Raw genomic sequence first — 20,470 nt, 5'->3', positions numbered from 1 at the left:
TGTTTCGTGAACCGATTGACTTCTGAAATCGCAAAGGCCACTTCAAGACCAACGCGATGGCAAATTCAAGACCCACGCTTTGCAGCAGCATAAAAATGAAAGTTTCTCCCGCATGAAATCCGACATCAAGCTGATCGACTATCTCGCCGTGCGCCGCTCCATCCCTGCTTTCCAGATGTGCGAACCTGGCCCCGAGAAGGCCGAAATCGAGGAAATCCTGCGTCTCGCCTCGCGTGTTCCCGATCACGGCAAGATCGCGCCGTGGCGCTTTATCGTCTTTCGCGGGCAGGAACGCGTCCGCCTCGGCGAGGCGCTGCTGAAGCTGGCGCTCGAGACGAAACCCGACCTTTCCGAAGAGATGATCCAGGTCGAGCGCACCCGCTTCACCCGCGCGCCTGTGGTCGTGGCAGTCGTCAGCAAGGCGGGGCCGCACATCAAGATCCCGGAATGGGAGCAGCTGATGTCGGCCGGCGCCCTCTGCCTCAACGTCATCCTGTCGGCCAATGCTCATGGTTACGTTGCCAACTGGCTGACGGAGTGGTTCGCCTATGACGAGCGCGCCTATCCGCTGCTTGGCGTCGGATCCGATGAAAAGGTGGCGGGGTTCATCCATATCGGCTCGACGACATTTCCGGCAATCGAGCGGCCGCGCCCGGAGCTTGCCGATACCGTCACCTGGGTCGGCGGAGAGGATTGATGTTCTACACGACCGACAGCAACCGCCATGGGCTGGCGCATGATCCCTTCAAGGCAATCGTGTCGCCGCGGCCGATCGGCTGGATCGGCAGCAAGGGCAGGGACGGTTCGATCAATCTCGCGCCCTATTCCTTCTTCAACGCCGTCGCCGACCGGCCGAAGCTGGTGATGTTTTCTTCCGCCGGGCGCAAACACAGCCAGCGCAACGCGGCCGAGACCGGCGTCTTCACCTGCAATTTCGTCAGCCGCGATCTCGCCGAAAAGATGAACCTCTCTTCGGCCGCACTGCCCTACGGCGAGAGCGAATTCGGCTTCGCCGGGCTGACGGCCAAGCAGGCCGAACTCATCGATGCCCCCTATGTCGGCGAGGCTTTCGCGGTGCTCGAATGCAGGGTCACCGAGATCATCGAGCCGAAGACGCTGTCGGGTGCGCCGTCCGAAAATGTCATGGTGTTCGGCGAGGTCATCGGCATCCGCATCGACGAGGCGATTGTCAGGGACGGCCGCCTCGACATGTCGATCGCACGGCCTGTGGCCCGCATGGGCTACATGGATTACAGCGAGGGCAGCGATGTCTTCGAGATGCTTCGGCCGCAGGTCGATCGCTGACGCGAAGGCATACAAAGGCTTAAGAAATATGGTGAACGAATCTTAAACCTTTTGCCGCTACGGTCGCAGCAATGAAAGGAACGCGAGGGAATCGCGTTCAAGTGCTGGGGCGTCGCGTGATCGTAGAAGCTTTCCTTCGTTGGATTGAAACGGCCAAGACCGGCGATCGGGCCCGGGCCGCGAACGCACTCGGTCGAGCCTATCTGCAATCTCGGATGAGCGCGGAGGAGCGGGCGGCGGCCGAGATGGCGATGACCTTCCTGCTCGACGATCCGTCGCCGCGCGTGCGGCTGGCACTTGCCGAGGCGGTCGCCTGGTCGCCCGACGCGCCGCGCAGCCTGGTCCTTTCGCTTGCCGCAGATCAGCCTGAGATCGCCTGCCACGCCGTAACCTGTTCGCCGCTTCTGACCGATGCTGATCTCGTCGATCTCGCCGCACGCGGCAATGGCGCAACCCGGATGCTGATCGCTGCGAGGGCGCGCGTGACGCGGCCGGTGTCGGCCGCCCTTGCCGAGGTCGGCGATGAAGAGGAGCTGCTCTGCCTGCTCGAGAATGAGGGCGCTGTCATTTCCAGCCTTTCGTTGAAGCGCATCGCCGAACGGCTCGGTGGCTGCTGCGATATCCGTAATCTGCTTCTCGAACGCAGTGATCTTCCGGCCGACGCCCGCCAGCTGCTCACCCAGCATGTCAGCAATGCGCTGATCGGTCTGCCGCTCGCCCAAGCGGCGATCGGGCTGCAGCGGCTGCAGCGGATCAGCCGCGAGGCGACGGAAGCGGCGATCGTATCGATCGCCGGCGATATAGCCCCGCGGGAGATACCCGACCTCGTCGAACATTTGCGCCTCAACGGCCGCCTGACGCCGTCCTTCCTGATGCATGCCCTCTGCTCGGGCAAGGTGGACTTCTTCGCCGGAGCGATCGTCGATCTGACCGGCTGCGGTGAGCGCCGCGTGCGTGCGATCCTGGCGACGGGGCGCATGCATGCAGTGCGCGCGCTTTATGAATCCGCCGGTCTGCCGAGGGATATCAGCGTGATCTTCGTGGAGGCGACGCTTTTGTGGCGCGAGGCGGCCCGCAAGGCGCCCGGCAGCGTGCTCGGCACGGTCTGCGGTCGACTTCTCGAAAAATTCCGCCGTCACGACGGCGCACATGGCGCGGTCGGCGAACTGCTCGATATGGTGGAGAAGCTGCACGTCGCCGAACAGCGGCAATCAGCGCGCGTCTATGCCGCGCTAGCCGCGGCCTAAAGCGCATCGTGATCTTTCAGATTCGCTCCTTGCGCTTTAGCTCTTGGTTTTCACGCATGTCGTTGCCGAAAACCGCGCACTTTTGCTCGACATGCTTTAATCGGCTATCCGTGTCACCACCCAGGAATAGCTCGCGGATACGAAGTGCACCGGTTTGGAGAGCGTTTCCTTGAAGTCCTGGCCCGAGGGAAGGTGTGCGCGGACCTGGCCGGCGATATTTTCAGCGAAGCTCGCCAGTTTTCCCACGGGTTCTTCGACAGGCTCGGGCGCAGGAATCGAGGCCGGCACGGGCGCCGACTTCGGCGGTTCGGCGGCGGCGAGAGCTTTCGGCGCCTCGCAGACCGCGATCACCGAGGGATAGCTGACATTGGCATAGGCCTTCAGCCGACGCTCGGCTTCGGCATCGCAGGCGGCGACCGTTTCCCAACGCTTGTCGACGGTCGCGACATAGCTGCACTGGCTGACGGAATCGTCGCAACCGAGAATCGTCATTGCGATGAGCACCGCTTGCATATTCTGCTTCCTTGGCTATTGAACCCGATATTGCCTTAGACGGCGCAATTCCAACCGAATGAAGGCAAGAGCATTAACTCTGCGTCACGTCGGGGAAAAATTGCGTCTCGCCAGCATCGGGAGTTTGCATGTCCGTCACCATCGCCCAGGAGCCGCCGCGGCAAGAGGGCATCATCCGCCTTCTCGATCTTTCCGATGCCTATGCGCAATCGCTCTATCCGGCCGAGAGCAATCATCTGGTGGATCTTTCTCTCCTGGAAAAGCCCTCAGTGAGTTTCTTCGTCGCGCGCAACCTTGGCGCAATCGTCGGATGCTGCGCATTGGTGGAGGCCGGCGACGGAACCGCAGAGATCAAGCGCATGTTCGTCGACCCGCAGGCGAGGGGACTGAGAATTGCCAGCGGCCTGATGAACGCGCTGGAGGCGGTCGCGAGGGAAAAGCGGCTGACGGCGATCCGTCTCGAAACCGGCATCTACCAGCCCGAGGCGATCGCTCTCTATCGCAAATACGGATATCGGGAGATCGAGGCCTTCGGCGCCTATCTGCCGGACCCGCTCAGCCTGTTCATGGAAAAACGGCTGGGATAGCGACGAGCGGCCCAGCTTCAGCCTTCGGCGACGCGGGAGATCGGCTTCGACGGTGGGGCCTGTTCGTCGATGACGATCTGCGGGCCCCGCTCGCCAGTGTCGGCGTTGCGGGCCTCGTGGATCCATTCGCGCCAGATGGCGACGATCAGCGCCATCAGCACCGGGCCGATGAAGAGGCCGAGGAAGCCCATCGTCTTGACGCCGCCGACAAGGCCGAAGAAGGTCGGCAGGAAGGGCAGCTTGATCGGACCGCCGACGAGCTTCGGCCGCAGTGTCTTGTCGACGATGAAGAGCTCGACCGTGCCCCAGACGAAGAGGCCGACGCCGGCAACATGCGAGCCGCTCGCCAGGAGATAGATCGAGACCAGCGTGAACGAGAGCGGCGCACCGCCTGGTATCAGCGCCATCACGCCCGTCAGCACGCCGAGCGTCACCGGCGACGGCACGCCAGCGATCCAATAGGCAAGGCCGAGTACGATGCCCTCGCCGATCGCAATCAGCGTCATACCCATGACGGTGGAGCTGATTGTCGCCGGCACGACCCGGGAAATGCGTTCCCAGCGGTTCGGCAGGATGCGCTCGCCGAGCATGTCGAGCTGCTTGGAGAAGGAGAAGCCGTCGCGATAGACGAAGAACAGCGCGATCAGCATGAAGAGCAGCGTCAGCAGAAGATGGAAGGCGCCACCGCCGGCCGCCAGGACGGCACGATAGATATTGCCGATGTGGGCGCCGCTGACCGCCTGGATGAGCTCGCCGAGCGCGCCCGGGCTGCCGATATACTTTGTCCAAAGCTCATCGAGATAGGGGCCGGCAAACGGCAAGGCGGCGATCCAGCCGGGTGTCGAGGCGCCTGAACGGTTGGCGTGGATAGCCCAGGCGAGCCAGGTGCGCACTTCGCCCGTCGTATAGGTGGCCGCAAATCCGATCGGAATGACCAGAAAGGTGACGATCATGATGATGGCGATGGTCGCAGCGATCGTCGTATTGCCGCCGACACGGGCAAGAAGCTTGCGGTAGAGCGGCCAGCTGGCGAAGCCGATAACGAGAGCGGCCAGCACCGGCACGAGGAAGCCGTAGAAGAAATAGACGCCGGCGGCGACGATCAGCACCAGCAGCCAGCGCGCCGCGGAGATGGAGGGGATCAGCGGCGTGCGTGTCGGCGCCGACGAGCCCAGCCATCGCGGTTCATGATTGCTTCTCTGACGGTCAAACACACCCACGCGCGCCTCTTCTTATTCTTGTCTTCTGGTTATGGGCTATGAACCCGGCGGTTTCAAGGTGCGCGCCGTGAAAGCGTATACAAAGCGTCGCTATTCAGCCGCCAGTGCCGATGTCTTACTGTTGCGGACGACGCAAAATCTTGAAGGCGTAGAATTGCGTCTTCTGCGCGGCCGAGAAATTGTTGTCCGAGCCGAGAATGAGGACATCGGTGCCATCCTTGGCCTTGCCCAGCGACATGGCCTCGATATTGTCGGGGACAAGGCCGATGGCTCTGAGATCGAGGATCTGGCTCTTGCGAACCGGGACGACACGCTGGTCGTTCTTGGCGAGCGAGGCGATGGCGGAAATGTCGGTCGCATCGGCGAGATCCATCATCATGATCTTGATGTTATTGCCGACGCCTTCGGCATAGCTTCGCTCGGCGGCGAGCAGGCGGTGATCGTCGAGAGCGAGCATTTCCGACATGCCGTTGTCGTTGCCGCCGTCGGCCTTGGCGGCGGCCTGCGGAATCGGCGAGACCGGGTAAACATATTGCGCCTTCGGCTCGCCGGTTGCGCCGTCATAACGGATGATGCGCGACAGGCTGCCCGTGGTCAGCGACGGCTTCGGGCCGTCCTGGTAAAGGGCGGCTTCGACGCCGACGAAAACGTCGCCCGAGGGTGCGATGGCGAGATCCTCGAAGGCGAGATTGTCGCGGATGCCGGCGGACTTGTCGATGGTCGGCGCAAAACCTTCCGGCAGCTTGAATTCGCGCAGGAACGACCCGTCCGGCGCGGCGACGCGGATGAACGGCGGCAACAGCACCTTGGCGTCGCCCTCGCTGCCCCAATAGATGCCGTCCTTGCCGAAACGGATCGATTCCGGATCGACGGTTTTTGCCGCGAAAGGCTCGCCATTCTTGTCCTTCAGCGTCACATGCTTGACGATGGAAACAGCCTTCAGGCCGGACGCGTCGACATTGACGTCGAGTTCATAGAAGCGGGCCGGGGCCTTGTCCGAGCGATCGTCGCTGATGGCCAAATAGTGGCCGGTGGCGGCATCGAAATCGAGGCCGGAAATGCCGCCGAATTCGACGCCGTTTTCCATTTGGCCGGTCGCGATGACAAATTCACCGAGATAGGAGAGCGAAATGCCGGCGGCGCAATCGCCGAAGGGGCAGGCGGTCTCGAAGGTGGCGCCGATATCGGTGGCGCTAGCAGTGACGGTGCTGGACAGGAGAACGAAAGCGGCAGTCGCGAGAAAACGCTTGGTCATGGCAAATATCCGGCAAAGGTTGAAAAGGTTCGAACGCAGGCGTTCCGCCCCGGGGAGGGAACGCGCCGACCGCTTCATGCGCCGGTTATTTGACGGAGCTGTTACGGTTCTTCGTCAGTTCCGTGAAATCGCGAATGCTAAAATGAGGGCGCGCCGAGCGGGTCGGCGCGCTCCAGGCCTGCTTAAATATCGAGGTTTTCGGCGAAGGCGGCGCGCTCCTGGATGAAGCGGAAGCGGGCCTCGGGCTTGGTGCCCATGAGATCGTCGACGGCACTGCGTGTGCCCTCGAAATCCACCTCGTCGATCAGCACCCGGAGCAGGGTGCGCTTGGACGGGTCCATGGTGGTTTCCTTGAGCTGGGCAGGCATCATTTCGCCGAGGCCTTTGAAGCGGCTGATCTCGACCTTGGCCTTGCCCTTGAATTCCGTCTGCATCAGTTCGGCGCGATGATTGTCGTCGCGAGCATAGGCGGATTTCGCCCCCTGCGTGATCTTGTAGAGCGGCGGAACGGCGAGGAAGAGGTGACCGCCGCGCACCAGCTCCGGCATCTCCTGATAAAAGAAGGTGATGAGCAGCGAAGCAATGTGGGCGCCGTCGACGTCGGCATCGGTCATGACGATGATGCGCTCGTAGCGCAGATCTTCCTGACGATACTTCGCGCGGGTGCCGCAGCCGAGCGCCTGGATGAGATCGGCGAGCTGCTGATTGGCGCCGAATTTCTCGCGGCCGGCGCTGGCGACGTTAAGGATCTTGCCGCGCAGCGGCAGGATCGCCTGGTTGGCGCGGTTGCGCGCCTGCTTGGCCGAACCGCCTGCCGAGTCACCCTCGACGATGAAAAGTTCGGCGCCTTCGGCGGTATTCTGCGAGCAGTCGGCGAGCTTGCCGGGCAGGCGCAGCTTGCGCACTGCGGTCTTGCGGTTGACTTCCTTTTCCTTGCGGCGGCGCAGACGCTCCTCGGCGCGCTCGATCACCCAATCGAGCAGCTTGGCCGCCTCGTTCGGATTGTCGGCGAGATAGTGATCGAAGGGGTCGCGCAGCGCGTTCTCGACGATGCGCTGGGCCTCGACGGTCGCCAGCTTGTCCTTGGTCTGACCGACAAATTCCGGCTCGCGGATGAAGACCGACAGCATGCCGACGGCCGAGATCATCACGTCGTCGGTGGTGATCTGCGCGGCGCGCTTGTTCTGCGTCAGCTCGGCATAGGCTTTCAGCCCCTTGGTCAGCGCGATGCGCAGGCCGGCCTCATGCGTGCCGCCTTCGGGGGTCGGGATGGTGTTGCAATAGGAATGCACCTGCGGGTCGCCGCCATACCAGGTGATCGCCCATTCCATCGAGCCGTGGCCGCTGGCTTTCTCGGTCTTGCCGGCAAAGATTTCGCGGGTGACGGTGAACTCCTTGCCCATCGTCGCCTGGAGATAGTCCTTCAGGCCGCCGGGGAAGTGGAAGACCGCCTTGTCGGGCACCTCCGAGCCTTCCGGCAGAACGCCGGCGTCGCAGCTCCAGCGAATCTCGACGCCGCCGAACAAATAGGCCTTTGAGCGCGCCATGCGAAAGACGCGGGCGGCGTCGAACTTCATATGCTCGCCGAAGATCTGGGCGTCGGGATGGAAGCGCACGCGGGTGCCGCGGCGATTGTGGACGTCGCCCAATTCCTCGAGCCCGCCTTGCGGCAGACCGCGGGAGAAGCGCTGGCGATAGAGCTTGCGGTTGCGCGCCACCTCGACCTCGAGGAAGTCGGACAGCGCGTTGACGACCGAGACGCCTACGCCGTGCAGACCGCCCGATGTCTCGTAGGCCTTGCCGTCGAATTTGCCGCCCGCATGCAGCTTGGTCATGATGACTTCGAGCGTCGATTTGCCCGGCACCTGCGGATGGTTCTCGACCGGAATGCCGCGGCCGTTGTCGGTGACGGTGAGATAGCCCTGCAGATCGAGATGCACCTCGATGAAATTGGCGTGTCCGGCAACCGCTTCGTCCATCGCATTGTCGATGACTTCGGCAAAGAGGTGATGCAGTGCCTTTTCGTCGGTGCCGCCGATATACATGCCCGGGCGCATGCGCACCGGTTCGAGGCCTTCGAGGACGCGGATCGACGAGGCGCCGTATTCGTCCGAATTCGATCCGGCGGGCGCCGGGCGCGCAGAGGCGGCGGGCGGTGTCGCGGTGGCGGGTGCTGGCCGTTCGGCCGCAGCCGCAGGCTTCTGCGCCTCCTCGCGTTTTTCAGAAAGGGGCAGTCCGGAAAAAAGGTCGTTGCTATCGTCCATGGAGCCGTTCAGATCTTCATCCTGTCTTGGGCTTGCATCCGCCGCCGACCCAAAATCACCGCATTTCATGCCACGTTTGCGAATCAGGCAGATTCTGCCAGAAAGCACCTCTATACGCGACACCGCCAATTTGGGCGGAGTTTGACACATGATTTGCGTTGCCGGGCGCGGAATGGCAAGCGGCGGCAGGCTTCAGGAAACCATCCGCATGCGAATGTCCACAAGTGATTGCACTGTTATATCCGCAATTGCGGCGTTTTTCCTATCCGCGGCCATGCTGTCATCAGGCGGGCCGGCGCAGGCGGCCGGCGCGCTGGCGCCCTTCAAGGACGAACTGTTCTCCAAGCAGACCATTCTGCAGACGGGCGACGACGGTGCTTTCGAGGTCGTCGATTACGACGAGATGCGCGATATCAACGGCCGCGACCAGGTGCCGCAAAAGCGGGTGCAGCAGAAATATGTGTCGCTCGGCATCCGCAAGGCCCAGGCGGACGAAACGCTCTCCCTCGACGGTATCAACCTCGATGTCACCAGGGTGGGACCGGCGCAAAATGCCGCCTTCACGGTGATCTTCATCCATGGCCGCGACGGCGACCGCCGGCTCGGGGCCAACGATTACAGTTTCGGCGGCAATTTCAACCGGCTAAAGAACCTCGCTGCCGGCAATGGCGGCGTCTACTATTCGCCGACGGTCAAGAGCTTCGACAGCAACGGCGTTGCCGCCATTGCCGGCCTCATCCGCTATGCCAGCGCTCAATCGCCTGGCCGGCCGGTCATCCTGTCCTGCGCCTCGATGGGCAGCCAGGTCTGCTGGGGCATTGCCCGCGATGAGGCCAGCGTCCAGCGGCTGAAGGGCATGCTGATCATGAGCGGCGTCACCGATCCCGATTTCACCAAAAGCGCCTTCTACAAGGCGAAGCTGCCGCTCTGGTTCGCGCATGGCAGCCGTGATCCGGTCTATGCCGCCGGCGACCAGCAGGCGCTGTTCGAAAAACTGCACAAGGCGAAATATCCGGCGCGCTTCACGCTGTTTCAGACCGGCAATCACGGAACGCCGATCCGGATGGTCGACTGGCGCAGGGTATTGAACTGGATTCTTGCGACCTAACGGCAAAATTTGCCTAGGATCGCCGAGATTCCCCTTACGCCAGGGGCATGATGCTTTTCTTTGCCGCAAGCTTTTGATATGGCCGCAGGCATAAGCAGATTAGGGAAGGCCGGCATGACACCTGACGTGCGCCCGCTCGTGGCGGGAAATTGGAAAATGAACGGCACGCGTGCCTCTCTGGATCAGATCAAGGCGATCGCCGAAGGTGTTCGCCCGCCGCTCGCCGATAAGGTCGAGGCGCTGATCTGCCCGCCGGCGACGCTGCTCTATGTAGCGACCGCGCTTTGCACCGACAGCCCGCTTTCGATCGGCGCGCAGGACTGCCATCAAAAGGCGTCCGGGGCGCATACCGGCGACATCTCGGCCGAAATGATCGCCGACAGTTTCGGCACCTATGTGATCGTCGGCCATTCCGAACGCCGCACCGACCACGCCGAAACGGACCATCTGGTGCGCGCCAAGGCGGAGGCTGCCTTTGCCGCCGGGCTGACGGCGATCATCTGCATCGGCGAGACGGCGGACGAACGCCGCGCCGGTCAGGCGCTCGACATCATCAAGCGCCAGCTTTCGGCCTCCGTTCCCGACGGCGCAACCGCCGAAAACACTGTCATCGCCTATGAGCCGATCTGGGCGATCGGTACCGGGGTCACGCCGACATCGAGCGACGTGGAAAAGGCGCATGCCTTCATGCGCGCCGAAATGGCGGCGCGCTTCGGCGAAGAGGGCCGCAAGATGCGCCTTCTCTATGGCGGATCGGTCAAACCGGCCAATGCCGGCGAACTGATGGGCATTGCCAATGTCGACGGCGCGCTGATCGGCGGCGCGAGCTTGAAAGCCGCCGACTTCCTCGCCATCTACCGGGCCTACGAGGCGCTGCTCGCCTGAGGCATTGTTCATTGCTTGGTTTATTCCTGGCCGAAGGGCTTGGAATAGGCGAGAGCCTCATGTAAAGAGCCGCCAGAATTCTTACTTATGTCCGTCTCCAGACGGGCAGGACTGGACCCATGCAGACAGTATTGATTGTCATCCATCTCATGATCGTGCTCGCCCTCGTCGGCGTCGTGCTCATTCAGCGCTCGGAAGGCGGCGGCCTCGGCATCGGCGGCGGTTCGGGCTTCATGTCGGCCCGTGGCACGGCCAATGCGCTGACGCGGACGACCGCGATCCTTGCCACGCTGTTCTTTCTGACGTCGCTCGGCCTCGGCATACTGACGCGTTACGAGGGCCGTCCAAGCGACATCCTCAACCGCATCCCAGCCACGAGCGGCCAGGGCAACGGCATTCTCGATTCGCTCGGCGGCGGCGCACAGGCTCCGGCCAACCAGCCGGCCGGCAACGGGGTTCCGAGCAGCGGCGCCGCCGCGCCCGCTCCGGCCGCACAAACTCCGGCAGCCCAGGCCCCGGCGGCCAGCGCGCCTTCAACGGATGCGCCGGCAGCAACCGCTCCGTCAACGACTGCCCCGGCAACGCCAGCAGCTCCGGCCGCGCCGGCGCCGGCTCAGCCCTCCGGCGTCCCGACGGGACAGTAAACCGGTCTTCGACATAAACCGCCGGCAGGCCCTCGGGTCTGCCGGTTTTCTTTTGTTCAGATTCCGCGTCAGGCTTCGAAAGTTCTGGAAAAGAATTTTTGGGCTGGTGGAATCGATTTTGAAAAGGTATCCGGTGAATCCCATGGCGCGATACGTATTCATCACTGGCGGCGTGGTTTCCTCCCTCGGAAAAGGAATCGCGGCCGCGGCTCTCGGAGCCTTGCTGCAGGCTCGTGGTTATCGGGTCCGGCTTCGCAAACTCGATCCCTATCTGAACGTGGATCCGGGCACGATGAGCCCGACCCAGCACGGCGAGGTCTTCGTCACCGACGACGGCGCGGAAACCGATCTCGATCTCGGTCACTACGAGCGCTTCACCGGGCGTTCGGCAACCAAGACCGACAACATCACCACCGGTCGCATCTACAAGAACATCATCGACAAGGAACGGCGCGGCGACTATCTCGGCGCGACGGTGCAGGTCATTCCGCACGTCACCAACGAGATCAAGGATTTCGTCACCGAGGGCAATAAAGACTACGATTTCGTCATCTGCGAGATCGGCGGCACGGTCGGCGACATCGAGGCGATGCCGTTCATGGAGGCGATCCGCCAGCTCGGCAACGACCTGCCGCGCGGCACCGCCGTCTACGTCCATCTGACGCTGATGCCCTATATTCCGGCGGCCGGCGAACTGAAGACCAAGCCGACCCAGCACTCCGTGAAGGAACTGCAGGCGCTCGGCATTCATCCCGATATCCTGCTGGTGCGCGCCGATCGCGAAATTCCGGAAGCCGAGCGCCGCAAACTCTCGCTGTTCTGCAATGTTCGCCCGTCCGCCGTCATCCAGGCGCTCGATGTCGCCAATATCTACGACGTGCCGATGGCCTACCACAAGGAAGGCCTCGACGACGAAGTGCTCGCCGCCTTCGGCATCGAGCCGGCGCCGAAGCCGCGCCTCGACCAGTGGGAAGAGGTCTGCAATCGCATCCGCACGCCGGAAGGCGAAGTGACGATCGCGATCGTCGGCAAATATACCGGCCTCAAGGATGCCTATAAATCGTTGATCGAGGCGCTGCATCATGGCGGCATCGCCAATCGCGTCAAGGTCAAGCTCGAATGGATCGAGTCTGAGGTCTTCGAGAAGGAAGATCCGGCACCCTATCTGGAAAAGGTGCATGGCATCCTCGTGCCGGGCGGCTTCGGCGAGCGTGGCTCCGAAGGCAAGATTCATGCGGCGCGTTTTGCTCGCGAGCGCAAGGTGCCGTATTTCGGCATCTGCTTCGGCATGCAGATGGCCGTTATCGAGGCGGCGCGTAATCTCGCCGACGTGCCGGATGCTTCATCGACCGAGTTCGGCCCTGCGAAAGAGCCGGTGGTCGGCCTGATGACCGAATGGGTCAAGGGCAACGAGTTGCAGAAGCGCACCGCGGCCGGCGATCTCGGCGGCACGATGCGGCTCGGCGCCTACAAGGCCGCGCTGAAGAAGGGCACGAAGATCTCGGAAATCTACGGTTCGACCGATATTTCCGAACGTCATCGCCACCGCTACGAGGTCAATATCGACTACAAGGACCGGCTCGAGAGCTGCGGCCTCGTTTTCTCCGGCATGTCGCCGGATGGCGTTCTGCCGGAGACGATCGAATATCCCGATCACCCCTGGTTCATCGGCGTGCAGTATCATCCCGAATTGAAGAGCCGCCCGCTCGACCCGCATCCGCTGTTTGCGAGCTTCATCGAAGCAGCAACGGAACAGAGCCGTCTCGTTTGACGAGCGCGGCACCAGATCGCGCGATTTTGCGCGATCTGGATCGGATCCGGAGATCCTGCCGGATCAGCCTTCATGCAGCCGCCGGCAACGGCCCAATATAGACCGAACGCGGGCGAATCAGCCGCCCGTCGAGCGCCTGTTCGCGCGCATGCGCCAGCCAACCGACCGTGCGGCCGATTGCGAACACGCCGGTAAAGGCTTGCCGCGGGAAGCCGAGCGCTTCGAGCAGCAGCGCAGTATAGAATTCGACATTGACGTCGAGTGGCCGATCCGGCTTGCGCGCCTTCAGGATTGCCAACGCAGCGTCCTCCACTGCTTCGGCCAGCGCGCCGCGGGCGCTGTCCACCTGTCCCGAAGCGATCAGCGGCTTTAGCGCGCCTTTCAGCGCATCGGCGCGCGGATCGCGCACGCGGTAGACGCGGTGGCCGAAGCCCATCAGCCTTTCGCCGCGATCAAGCGCTTCGCCAAGCCAACGGCCGGCATTCTCCGCCGTTCCCACGGCATCCAGCATGTCGAGGACAGGTCCGGGCGCGCCGCCATGCAGCGGTCCTTTCAGCGCGCTCAGCGCCGCCAGCACGGAAGAGGTGAGGCCGGCCTGTGTCGAGGCGATGACCCGCGATGCGAAGGTCGAGGCGTTGAGGCCGTGGTCTGAGATCGTGACGAGATAGGTATCGAGCGCCGCGACCTGCTCCTTGCTCGGCAATTTTCCGGTCAGCATGCGCAGGATATCGGCCGCCTGCGACAGCGCAACGTCGGGCGCGATCGGTTTTTGGTCGCGCTGCAGCCTGAGAATCGCGGGCAGGAAGACTGCGGGCGCTGCCAGAAGGGCGAGCGCCGTGTCGAAATCGTCGCCATCGGGCAACCGGGCGATTAGCGCCCGCATCGCATCGACCGGCGGCAGTGCGAGCAGGGCGGCGTCGGCGGCCTCGATGTGGACGAAGACGTTCGTTCGCGCTTGCGCCAGCCAGCCGCGCAATTCCGCTTGATCGAAGCTCCGCTCCATCAGGCCATCGAGCAAGAGGGCGGCAACGCCCTCATAGGTCCCGCCCGCGACGAGATGATCCAGCGATACGCCGCGGATGATCAGCCGCCCCGCTTCGCCATCGACATCCGAGAGCTGCGTCTCGGCGGCGATGACGTCTTCCAAGCCGTTTTTCATATTGTTTCTCCTTTACGATAAGGATGATCCGACCTAGTCTCATTGACGTCAATCTTGATGCAATTGATCAATATGAGGCTCCGATGCCGTGGCTGACCGCCGAGGAGGCGCTGCAGGCGCTGAAGACCAAGCCGCAGACGCTTTACGCCAATGTCAGCCGCGGGCGCATCCGCGCCAAGCCCGATCCCGCCGATCCGCGCCGCAGCCTTTACCAGGCGGCCGACGTGCAGCGACTGGCCGAACGCCATGCCGGCCGCCGCAAGGCCGAAACGGTTGCTGCCGAGTCGATCCGCTGGGGCGACCCGATTCTCTCCTCGGCGATTTCCACCATCATCGCGGGACGGCTTTTCTATCGCGGACGGGATGCCGCCGAGTTCGCCGAGGCGGCGACGCTGGAGCAGACGGCGGCGCTGCTGTGGAATGGCGCGGAAACATTGTTCTCGGGTACAGGCTCCGGAAATGCCCCGCCGTCGCTTCAGGCTGCGTTCCTGGCGCTGGCAGATCGGGTAACGGCGGATCTGCCATCGATCGGCCGATCGCAAGCAGCGCTACGGCGCGAGGCGCACGGCGTGCTCTCGACCATTGCCGATGCGCTGGCGCCGGGGCCGGCGGACCAGCCGCTGCATCTGCGGCTGGCGGCAAGCTGGGAACGGCCGGATGCCGCCGACTGCCTGCGCCGGGCGCTGGTATTGCTTGCCGATCACGAACTCAACGCCTCGGCCTTTGCGGCGCGGGTCACTGCCTCGGCAGGTGCCGCCTTGTCGGCTGCCGTGCTCTCGGGTCTCGCGACGCTGACGGGGCCGCTGCACGGCGCCGCCTGGCAAGGCGTCGACGCCCTGATCGAGTCATCTTCGGCGCTCGGCGCGGAGCAGGCGATCCGCCGCTCGCTTGTCCAGGGAAATCACCTCTCGGCCTTCGGCCACCCGCTCTACCCCGATGGCGATATCAGGGCTTTGGCGCTGCTTTCGCACTTTTCCCTGTCGCCGCAATTTGCCGAGCTTCGGGAAACGGGCGAGGAGATGGTCGGCGAGAAGGTCAATGTCGATTTCGCGCTTTCCGCCATGGCCGCCGCCTTCGATCTGCCGCGAGAGGCGCCGATCATTATTTTTTCGCTTGCCCGTTCCACCGGCTGGCTGGCGCATGCGATGGAGCAGATCGAAAGCGGAGAGTTGATCCGGCCGCGTGCGCGTTATGCCGGGCCGGCGCCGCAGATGAAAAGCGGTGCCTGAGAATTCGCCGGCAGTCTCACCGGTCTGCTTTTTCGCCTAGGGAAATATCGGAATTCGGCTATCATGCCTGATATGGAAGAAGACGGTTGGCGGGCGCTTTCGCAGAAGTTGTTCCGCACGGTCACGGGGGCTTTCCATGCATACGACGATTCGCAACCTGTTTGTCGCCGCGCTGGCTGCCGGCCTCGTTCCGCATGAGGCGGCCTTGGCGCAGTCTGCGGGCTGCGCGATATCACGTGACGCCGGCGCCCGTCAGGTGCTGAGCTGCCCCGGCGGAGTCAAGGTGACGGCAGAGGCCGGTGCGTCTTTCCGCCTTTCCGATCGCAACCATGACGGCAGTCCCGATTCAGCGTCTCTGCGGCGCAAGGCCATTCTCGTCGATGTCGACAGCAGTCAGCACACAGGTGGCTTCCAGGTGGTGACGCCGCAGGCAATTGCTGCCGTGCGCGGTACGCAATGGGCGGTCGACGTCGCAGGCGGCAAGACCTCGGTGCTGGTGGTCAGGGGCAGCGTGGCTGTCCGTCGGCCGGCCGGCGAGCCTGTGGTACTGTCGCCGGGCGAGGGCGTCGATGTGTCCAGCTCAACCGAACCTCTTGTCGTGCGCCGCTGGCCGGCACCGCGCATCGCTGCCCTTCTTGCCCGCCTCGGCCAATAATATCATGAGCCATCGTCTGTTGACCGTGATCGCGCTGCTGTTCGCCGGTCTCTGGGGCGCGGCGCTCGGTTATCTCAATCTCAACGGCGAGGTCGGCCTTCTCGACCGGATGGAGGCGACGCTTGCGGATATCCGCAGCCTCGTCGTCGGGGCAAGAGAGCCGCCGCCTGTCGTGTCGATCGTCGCGATCGATGACCGCACTGCCGCCGCCCACGGCTATCCGCTCGACCGGGTCACGCTTGCCCGCCTTGTCGGCGCGATCGCTGCGGGCAAGCCGAAAGCTCTGGCGCTCGACATTCTGCTCGTCGATCCCGGACCGGAGGAGGGTGATGCAGCGCTGACCGCCGCCTTGCGCCAGGGGCCAACCGTCATCGCGGGCGCGGCCACCTTTGCGCGAAGCAGGCAGCGGGTCACCGATGCCGCCGAGGATCCGTTGGCCGCCATCCCCGAGGCAAGCCAGCTTCTGCTGCCGCTCCCGCGCTTTGCCGAAGCGGCCGCGGTCGGCATCGTCAATGTCGCCACCGATCAGACCGGTACGCCGCGTTTCATTCCGCTGATTTCGCGCAGCGCCGACCGGCTGGACCCGGCTTTTCCGCTGCGTGTCGCCTCGGTGGCGCTCGGCGCCGACCCCAGCATCGAGCGCGATGCCGTCACGCTCGGAGCACTGCGTATTCCCACGGATATCGGGCAGCGCCTGCCGGTGACCTTCTATGGCGGGCGCGGCAGGATCGCCACCTTCAGCGCCGCTGATGCGCTTGACGGCAAGCTGCCGGGGGCAGCGGTGGCAGACCGCATCGTCGTCATCGGTTCGACGGTCACCGGCGGCGGCGACGTCTTCCCGACGCCATTCGATCCCGTCATGCCCGGGGTCGAGGTGATGTCGACGGCAATCACCCATCTCGTCGCCAGCGACGGCATGGTGCGCGATCACAGGATGAGACTGATCGACGCCGCCACGGCCATTGGCCTGGCGCTTCTGCTCGTTTCGCTGGTGGCTTGGCGGCGGAGTGCCGCGGGTTACCTCATTATCGTGCTGGTTCTGGTGGTCTGGGCCATGCTCAATCTGTCGGCCTTTGCCCATGGCTATTGGCTGAGTGCGGCGCTGCCGATCGCCGCGGCGCTGCCGCCGGCATTGATGCTCGGTGCGGCCGAACTCTGGCTCGATCGCGGCCGCGCCCGCCATTTCGCCGAGCAGAGCGCCCTCTTGCAGCGCATCGAGGCTCCCGGCCTTGGCGAATGGTTGGCGCGCGATCCGAATTTCCTTGCCGCGCCGGTGCGCCAGAAGGCTGCCGTCATCTTCATCGATCTCTCGGGATTCACGGGTCTCAGCGAAAAGCTCGGACCGGTCAAGGTCAGCGAAGTGCTGAGCGGTTTCTTCGAAATCATCGACGAGGAGGCCCGCTCGCACGGTGGCGCCATCACCAGCTTCATGGGCGATGGGGCAATGATCCTGTTCGGCCTGCCGGAGCCGGCCGATGACGATGCCGCCCGTGCAGCCGCCTGCGCGGTCGGCCTCTGCGAGCGTACGCGGGCCTGGCTTGGCGCGCATGCGGGCTTTGCCGAAAAGAAGATCGGCTTCAAGGTTGGCGCCCATTGCGGCCCGATCGCTGCCTCGCGGCTTGGCACCGGCGATCGGCAGCAGATCACCGCGGCGGGCGACACGGTGAATGTCGGCGCCCGGCTGATGGAGGTCGCCGCCCGCAACGGTGTCGAGCTGGCGCTGAGCGCCGAAATCGTCCGCGCCGCAGGCACCGACAGCGTCCTGCTGAAGGCCGGCCGCATGGAGGGGCCGCTGGAAACGGAGCTGCGCGGCCGGGCAAGCCATATCGACGCCTGGCTGTGGCGCAGCCGCACGCTTTGACAATCGCTGCGGGAGCGGCTAGGAACGGCGCAAATATCCCGCCGGCTGGCTCCGGCCATGGCGCATTTCGCGCCTGACAGCTCCGAAAGATCGAACTCATGACAGAATTCAACGGCGTCGTTCCGGCGATCGCCAAGGCGTTGCAGAAGCGCGGTTACGCCGAACTCACCCCGGTGCAGAAGTCGATGCTCGATCCTGATCTTGCCGCGTCCGACGCTCTGGTCTCCGCCCAGACCGGTTCCGGCAAGACCGTCGCCTTCGGGCTGGCGCTGGCGCCGACGCTGCTTGAGGGCAGCGAACGCTTCGGCAATGCCGGTGCCCCGCTCGCCCTCGTCATCGCCCCGACCCGCGAGCTTGCGCTGCAGGTGAAACGCGAGCTCGAATGGCTTTACGAGATGACCGGCGCAGTGATCGCCAGCTGCGTCGGCGGCATGGATATCCGCAGCGAGCGCCGAGCGCTGGAACGCGGCGCCCATATCGTCGTCGGCACGCCCGGCCGGCTCTGCGACCATATCCGCCGCCGGGCGCTCGACATGTCGGATCTGAAGGCCGCCGTGCTCGACGAGGCCGACGAAATGCTCGATCTCGGCTTCCGCGAGGACCTGGAATTCATTCTCGATTCAGCCCCGGACGAGCGCCGGACTCTGATGTTTTCGGCAACCGTGCCGGCAGCGATCGCCAAGCTTGCCAAGAGCTATCAGCGCGATGCGGTGCGCATCAGCACTGCGGCCGAGGAAAAGCAGCATGTCGATATCGAATATCGCGCGCTGATGGTGGCCCCGAGCGACCGCGAGAACGCGATCATCAACGTGCTGCGTTATTACGAAGCGACCAACGCCATCGTCTTCTGTTCGACGCGTGCCGCCGTCAATCATCTGACCGCGCGCTTCAACAACCGCAATTTTTCGGTCGTGGCGCTTTCCGGCGAGCTGACGCAGAACGAACGCAGCCATGCGCTGCAGGCGATGCGCGACGGGCGCGCACGCGTCTGCATCGCAACCGACGTCGCCGCCCGCGGCATCGATCTGCCGGGCCTCGATCTCGTCATCCATGCCGACCTGCCGACCAATCCGGAAACGCTGCTGCATCGGAGCGGCCGCACCGGCCGGGCCGGGCGCAAAGGCATCAGCGCCATGATCGTGCCGCTGAATGCACGACGCAAGGCCGAGCGCCTGCTCGAGAATGCCGGTATTTCGGCCGCCTGGGCGCGGCCGCCCTCGGCCGAGGAAGTGAACGAGCGCGACGACGAGCGGCTGCTCGCCGATCCGATTTTTCACGACGCTCCGCAGGAGGAAGAGCAGGGGCTGGTGCAGCAGCTTCTCTCCAGCCACGGCGCCGAAAAGCTCGCCGCTGCCTTCCTGCGTCTCTATCGCACCAATCATTCGGCGCCGGAGGACCTGATCGAGGTCACCGTGCAGGACGGGGGCAGTCGCAAGCGCCGCGACAATGCCGTGTCTTATGAGCCGGCGCAGAAGGGACCGCGCGAGGATTTCGGCCCCAGCGTCTGGTTCTCCGTCTCGGTCGGGCGCAAGCAGAATGCCGAGCCGCGCTGGCTGATCCCGATGCTCTGCCGCAACGGCAACGTAACGAAGCGCGAGATCGGCGCGATCAAGATGCAGCCCGAGGAAACCTATGTCGAGATCGCCGTAGCAAGCGCGGATAGCTTCCAGGAGGCTCTCGGGCCGAACAAGACGCTCGAACGCGGCATCCGCGTCACCAGGCTTTCCGGCACGCCGGATTTCAGCCGCGCGGCGGCGCCGAAGCCCTATGCCGGCAAGTCGTCGCGTGACGAACGGCCGGGCGACGCCTTCCGCGACGAGCGGCCGAAAAAGAAGTTCGGCAAGGGGTCGGCCGGTGGTTATGCTGCAGCTGACAATGCCGGCCAGGAGCGACGCGACAGCAAGCCGTGGAGCAAGAAACCCGGCAAGCCCGGCTTCGATGGCCCGAAATCCGACAAGCCCAGATACGACAAGCCGAAATTCGAGGGCGGCAAATATGAGGGCAAAGGCAGCGCCGGAGCGAAGGGCAAGTTTTCCAAGAAGAAGCCCGGCTGATTGCGCCGGTAGCGGCGCCGAATTGGTGGATTTCATAATCGGAGGGATCAGACGGCGATGAAAAGCCCCGGCACGTCGCGTCTCGATCCGGCCGCCTTCATCCAGGCCAATCTGCCGATCTCGACGGTTCCGTCCATTCCCGAGATTCTGCTTCACACAGCGGGACCCGCGAGCGGGCTCTGGCGGCTCGCCGGCCGTGGCGAAACTGCTCCGCCACCTTACTGGGCCTATCCCTGGGCCGGTGGCGCCGTGCTTGCCCGCCATCTGCTCGATCGCCCGGAAGTGGTCGCCGGCCGCCGCGTCCTTGATCTCGGGGCCGGCTCCGGGCTCGTCGCCATCGCGGCAGCCAAGGCCGGGGCTGCCGCCGTGACGGCGATTGATGTCGATGCCAATGCCATCGCCGCAATCGGCCTTAACGCGACGCTCAACAGCGTGGACATCATTGCCGTCGCCGCCGATATCATCGCGGCACCACCGCCGAAGGAGCCTGATCTCCTCCTTGTCGGCGACCTGTTCTATGACCCCACACTTGCCGTGCGGGTGATGGCTTTCCTGCGACGTTGCCAGACCGCCGGCATCGAGGTGCTAGAGCGTATCTGGATTTAGTTGAATCGGAAGGGATTCCGTTTTTGGCTGTTTTGTGATTCAAGATGCTGGCTGGAGTGGAGGCCAGCATCGGATGACTCGACCTCTTTCAAATGATCTTCGCAAGC

The 20,470-nt window shown here is 64.0% G+C and carries 17 protein-coding genes and 1 pseudogene; 13 read left to right on the top strand and 5 right to left on the bottom strand.

Annotation, left to right across the window (positions count from 1 at the left end; genetic code table 11):
* Nucleotides 1-112: 112 nt before the first annotated feature.
* The 3 genes from EFD56_RS09995 to EFD56_RS09985 all read left to right on the top strand — a co-directional run bounded on the left by EFD56_RS09995 (nt 113) and on the right by EFD56_RS09985 (nt 2,552).
* Nucleotides 113-697, top strand: a complete 585-nt coding sequence (locus EFD56_RS09995) for a nitroreductase family protein (RefSeq protein ID WP_004680204.1) — start codon at nt 113-115, stop codon at nt 695-697.
* Entirely contained in the window at nt 697-1,305 is a 609-nt protein-coding gene (locus tag EFD56_RS09990) for a flavin reductase family protein (protein ID WP_012483896.1), read from the top strand. The genes EFD56_RS09995 and EFD56_RS09990 overlap by 1 nt, the downstream gene beginning before the upstream one ends.
* Before the next feature lie 101 nt (nt 1,306-1,406).
* Nucleotides 1,407-2,552, top strand: coding sequence for a DUF2336 domain-containing protein (locus EFD56_RS09985; protein ID WP_085742555.1), 1,146 nt, complete (start codon nt 1,407-1,409; stop codon nt 2,550-2,552).
* 96 nt (nt 2,553-2,648) lie between these two features.
* Here the strand turns inward: EFD56_RS09985 and EFD56_RS09980 are convergent, their stop codons facing one another.
* Nucleotides 2,649-3,065, bottom strand: a complete 417-nt coding sequence (locus EFD56_RS09980) for a hypothetical protein (RefSeq protein ID WP_126905190.1) — start codon at nt 3,063-3,065, stop codon at nt 2,649-2,651.
* Nucleotides 3,066-3,193: 128 nt separating this feature from the next.
* Between EFD56_RS09980 and EFD56_RS09975 the strand changes: the two genes are divergently transcribed.
* Nucleotides 3,194-3,652, top strand: a complete 459-nt coding sequence (locus tag EFD56_RS09975; RefSeq protein WP_009998489.1) for a GNAT family N-acetyltransferase — start codon at nt 3,194-3,196, stop codon at nt 3,650-3,652.
* Between the two features lie 17 nt (nt 3,653-3,669).
* Here EFD56_RS09975 and EFD56_RS09970 read toward each other — a convergent pair whose 3' ends face one another.
* The 3 genes from EFD56_RS09970 to parE form a co-directional block, all read right to left on the bottom strand.
* Nucleotides 3,670-4,872, bottom strand: coding sequence for an AI-2E family transporter (locus tag EFD56_RS09970; protein WP_064822066.1), 1,203 nt, complete (start codon nt 4,870-4,872; stop codon nt 3,670-3,672).
* 115 nt (nt 4,873-4,987) lie between these two features.
* On the bottom strand, nt 4,988-6,127 hold the full coding sequence (locus EFD56_RS09965; protein ID WP_126905189.1) for an esterase-like activity of phytase family protein: 1,140 nt from the start codon (nt 6,125-6,127) through the stop codon (nt 4,988-4,990).
* Between the two features lie 182 nt (nt 6,128-6,309).
* Nucleotides 6,310-8,391, bottom strand: coding sequence for a DNA topoisomerase IV subunit B (gene parE / locus EFD56_RS09960; protein ID WP_037139003.1), 2,082 nt, complete (start codon nt 8,389-8,391; stop codon nt 6,310-6,312).
* 208 nt (nt 8,392-8,599) lie between these two features.
* Here parE and EFD56_RS09955 point away from each other — a divergent pair, with 208 nt between their 5' ends.
* The 4 genes from EFD56_RS09955 to EFD56_RS09940 all read left to right on the top strand — a co-directional run bounded on the left by EFD56_RS09955 (nt 8,600) and on the right by EFD56_RS09940 (nt 12,799).
* Complete coding sequence (locus EFD56_RS09955) at nt 8,600-9,499, top strand: dienelactone hydrolase family protein (protein ID WP_085743636.1); 900 nt, start codon at nt 8,600-8,602, stop codon at nt 9,497-9,499.
* Nucleotides 9,500-9,613: 114 nt separating this feature from the next.
* On the top strand, nt 9,614-10,384 hold the full coding sequence (gene tpiA / locus EFD56_RS09950; protein WP_037139000.1) for a triose-phosphate isomerase: 771 nt from the start codon (nt 9,614-9,616) through the stop codon (nt 10,382-10,384).
* Nucleotides 10,385-10,503: 119 nt separating this feature from the next.
* Complete coding sequence (gene secG, locus EFD56_RS09945; RefSeq protein WP_064818265.1) at nt 10,504-11,028, top strand: preprotein translocase subunit SecG; 525 nt, start codon at nt 10,504-10,506, stop codon at nt 11,026-11,028.
* Nucleotides 11,029-11,170: 142 nt separating this feature from the next.
* Nucleotides 11,171-12,799 (top strand): CTP synthase, encoded by a 1,629-nt coding sequence (locus EFD56_RS09940; protein ID WP_004673124.1) that lies wholly within the window; start codon nt 11,171-11,173, stop codon nt 12,797-12,799.
* Between the two features lie 70 nt (nt 12,800-12,869).
* Here the strand turns inward: EFD56_RS09940 and EFD56_RS09935 are convergent, their stop codons facing one another.
* Entirely contained in the window at nt 12,870-13,958 is a 1,089-nt protein-coding gene (locus EFD56_RS09935) for a citrate synthase/methylcitrate synthase (RefSeq protein ID WP_126905188.1), read from the bottom strand.
* Nucleotides 13,959-14,041: 83 nt separating this feature from the next.
* Here EFD56_RS09935 and EFD56_RS09930 point away from each other — a divergent pair, with 83 nt between their 5' ends.
* From EFD56_RS09930 to EFD56_RS09910, 5 genes and pseudogenes are all read left to right on the top strand, one after another.
* Nucleotides 14,042-15,187 carry a citrate synthase gene (locus EFD56_RS09930; protein WP_183819883.1) on the top strand — a complete coding sequence of 382 codons (1,146 nt, stop codon included), beginning with the start codon at nt 14,042-14,044 and terminating at the stop codon, nt 15,185-15,187.
* A gap of 136 nt (nt 15,188-15,323) precedes the next feature.
* Nucleotides 15,324-15,842 carry a FecR domain-containing protein gene (locus EFD56_RS09925; RefSeq protein WP_085742549.1) on the top strand — a complete coding sequence of 173 codons (519 nt, stop codon included), beginning with the start codon at nt 15,324-15,326 and terminating at the stop codon, nt 15,840-15,842.
* Nucleotides 15,843-15,846: 4 nt separating this feature from the next.
* Nucleotides 15,847-17,703 carry a CHASE2 domain-containing protein gene (locus tag EFD56_RS09920; protein ID WP_126905187.1) on the top strand — a complete coding sequence of 619 codons (1,857 nt, stop codon included), beginning with the start codon at nt 15,847-15,849 and terminating at the stop codon, nt 17,701-17,703.
* A gap of 98 nt (nt 17,704-17,801) precedes the next feature.
* Nucleotides 17,802-19,757, top strand: coding sequence for a DEAD/DEAH box helicase (locus tag EFD56_RS09915; protein WP_085742547.1), 1,956 nt, complete (start codon nt 17,802-17,804; stop codon nt 19,755-19,757).
* A 57-nt stretch (nt 19,758-19,814) separates the two neighbouring features.
* Nucleotides 19,815-20,345 (top strand): annotated as a pseudogene (locus EFD56_RS09910) (class I SAM-dependent methyltransferase); the annotation flags it as partial.
* Nucleotides 20,346-20,470: the final 125 nt, after the last annotated feature.

Source organism: Rhizobium phaseoli (assembly GCF_003985125.1).
In the GTDB taxonomy this organism is placed as follows: Bacteria; Pseudomonadota; Alphaproteobacteria; order Rhizobiales; family Rhizobiaceae; genus Rhizobium; species Rhizobium phaseoli.
This window is presented reverse-complemented; position numbering and strand designations above follow the sequence as displayed.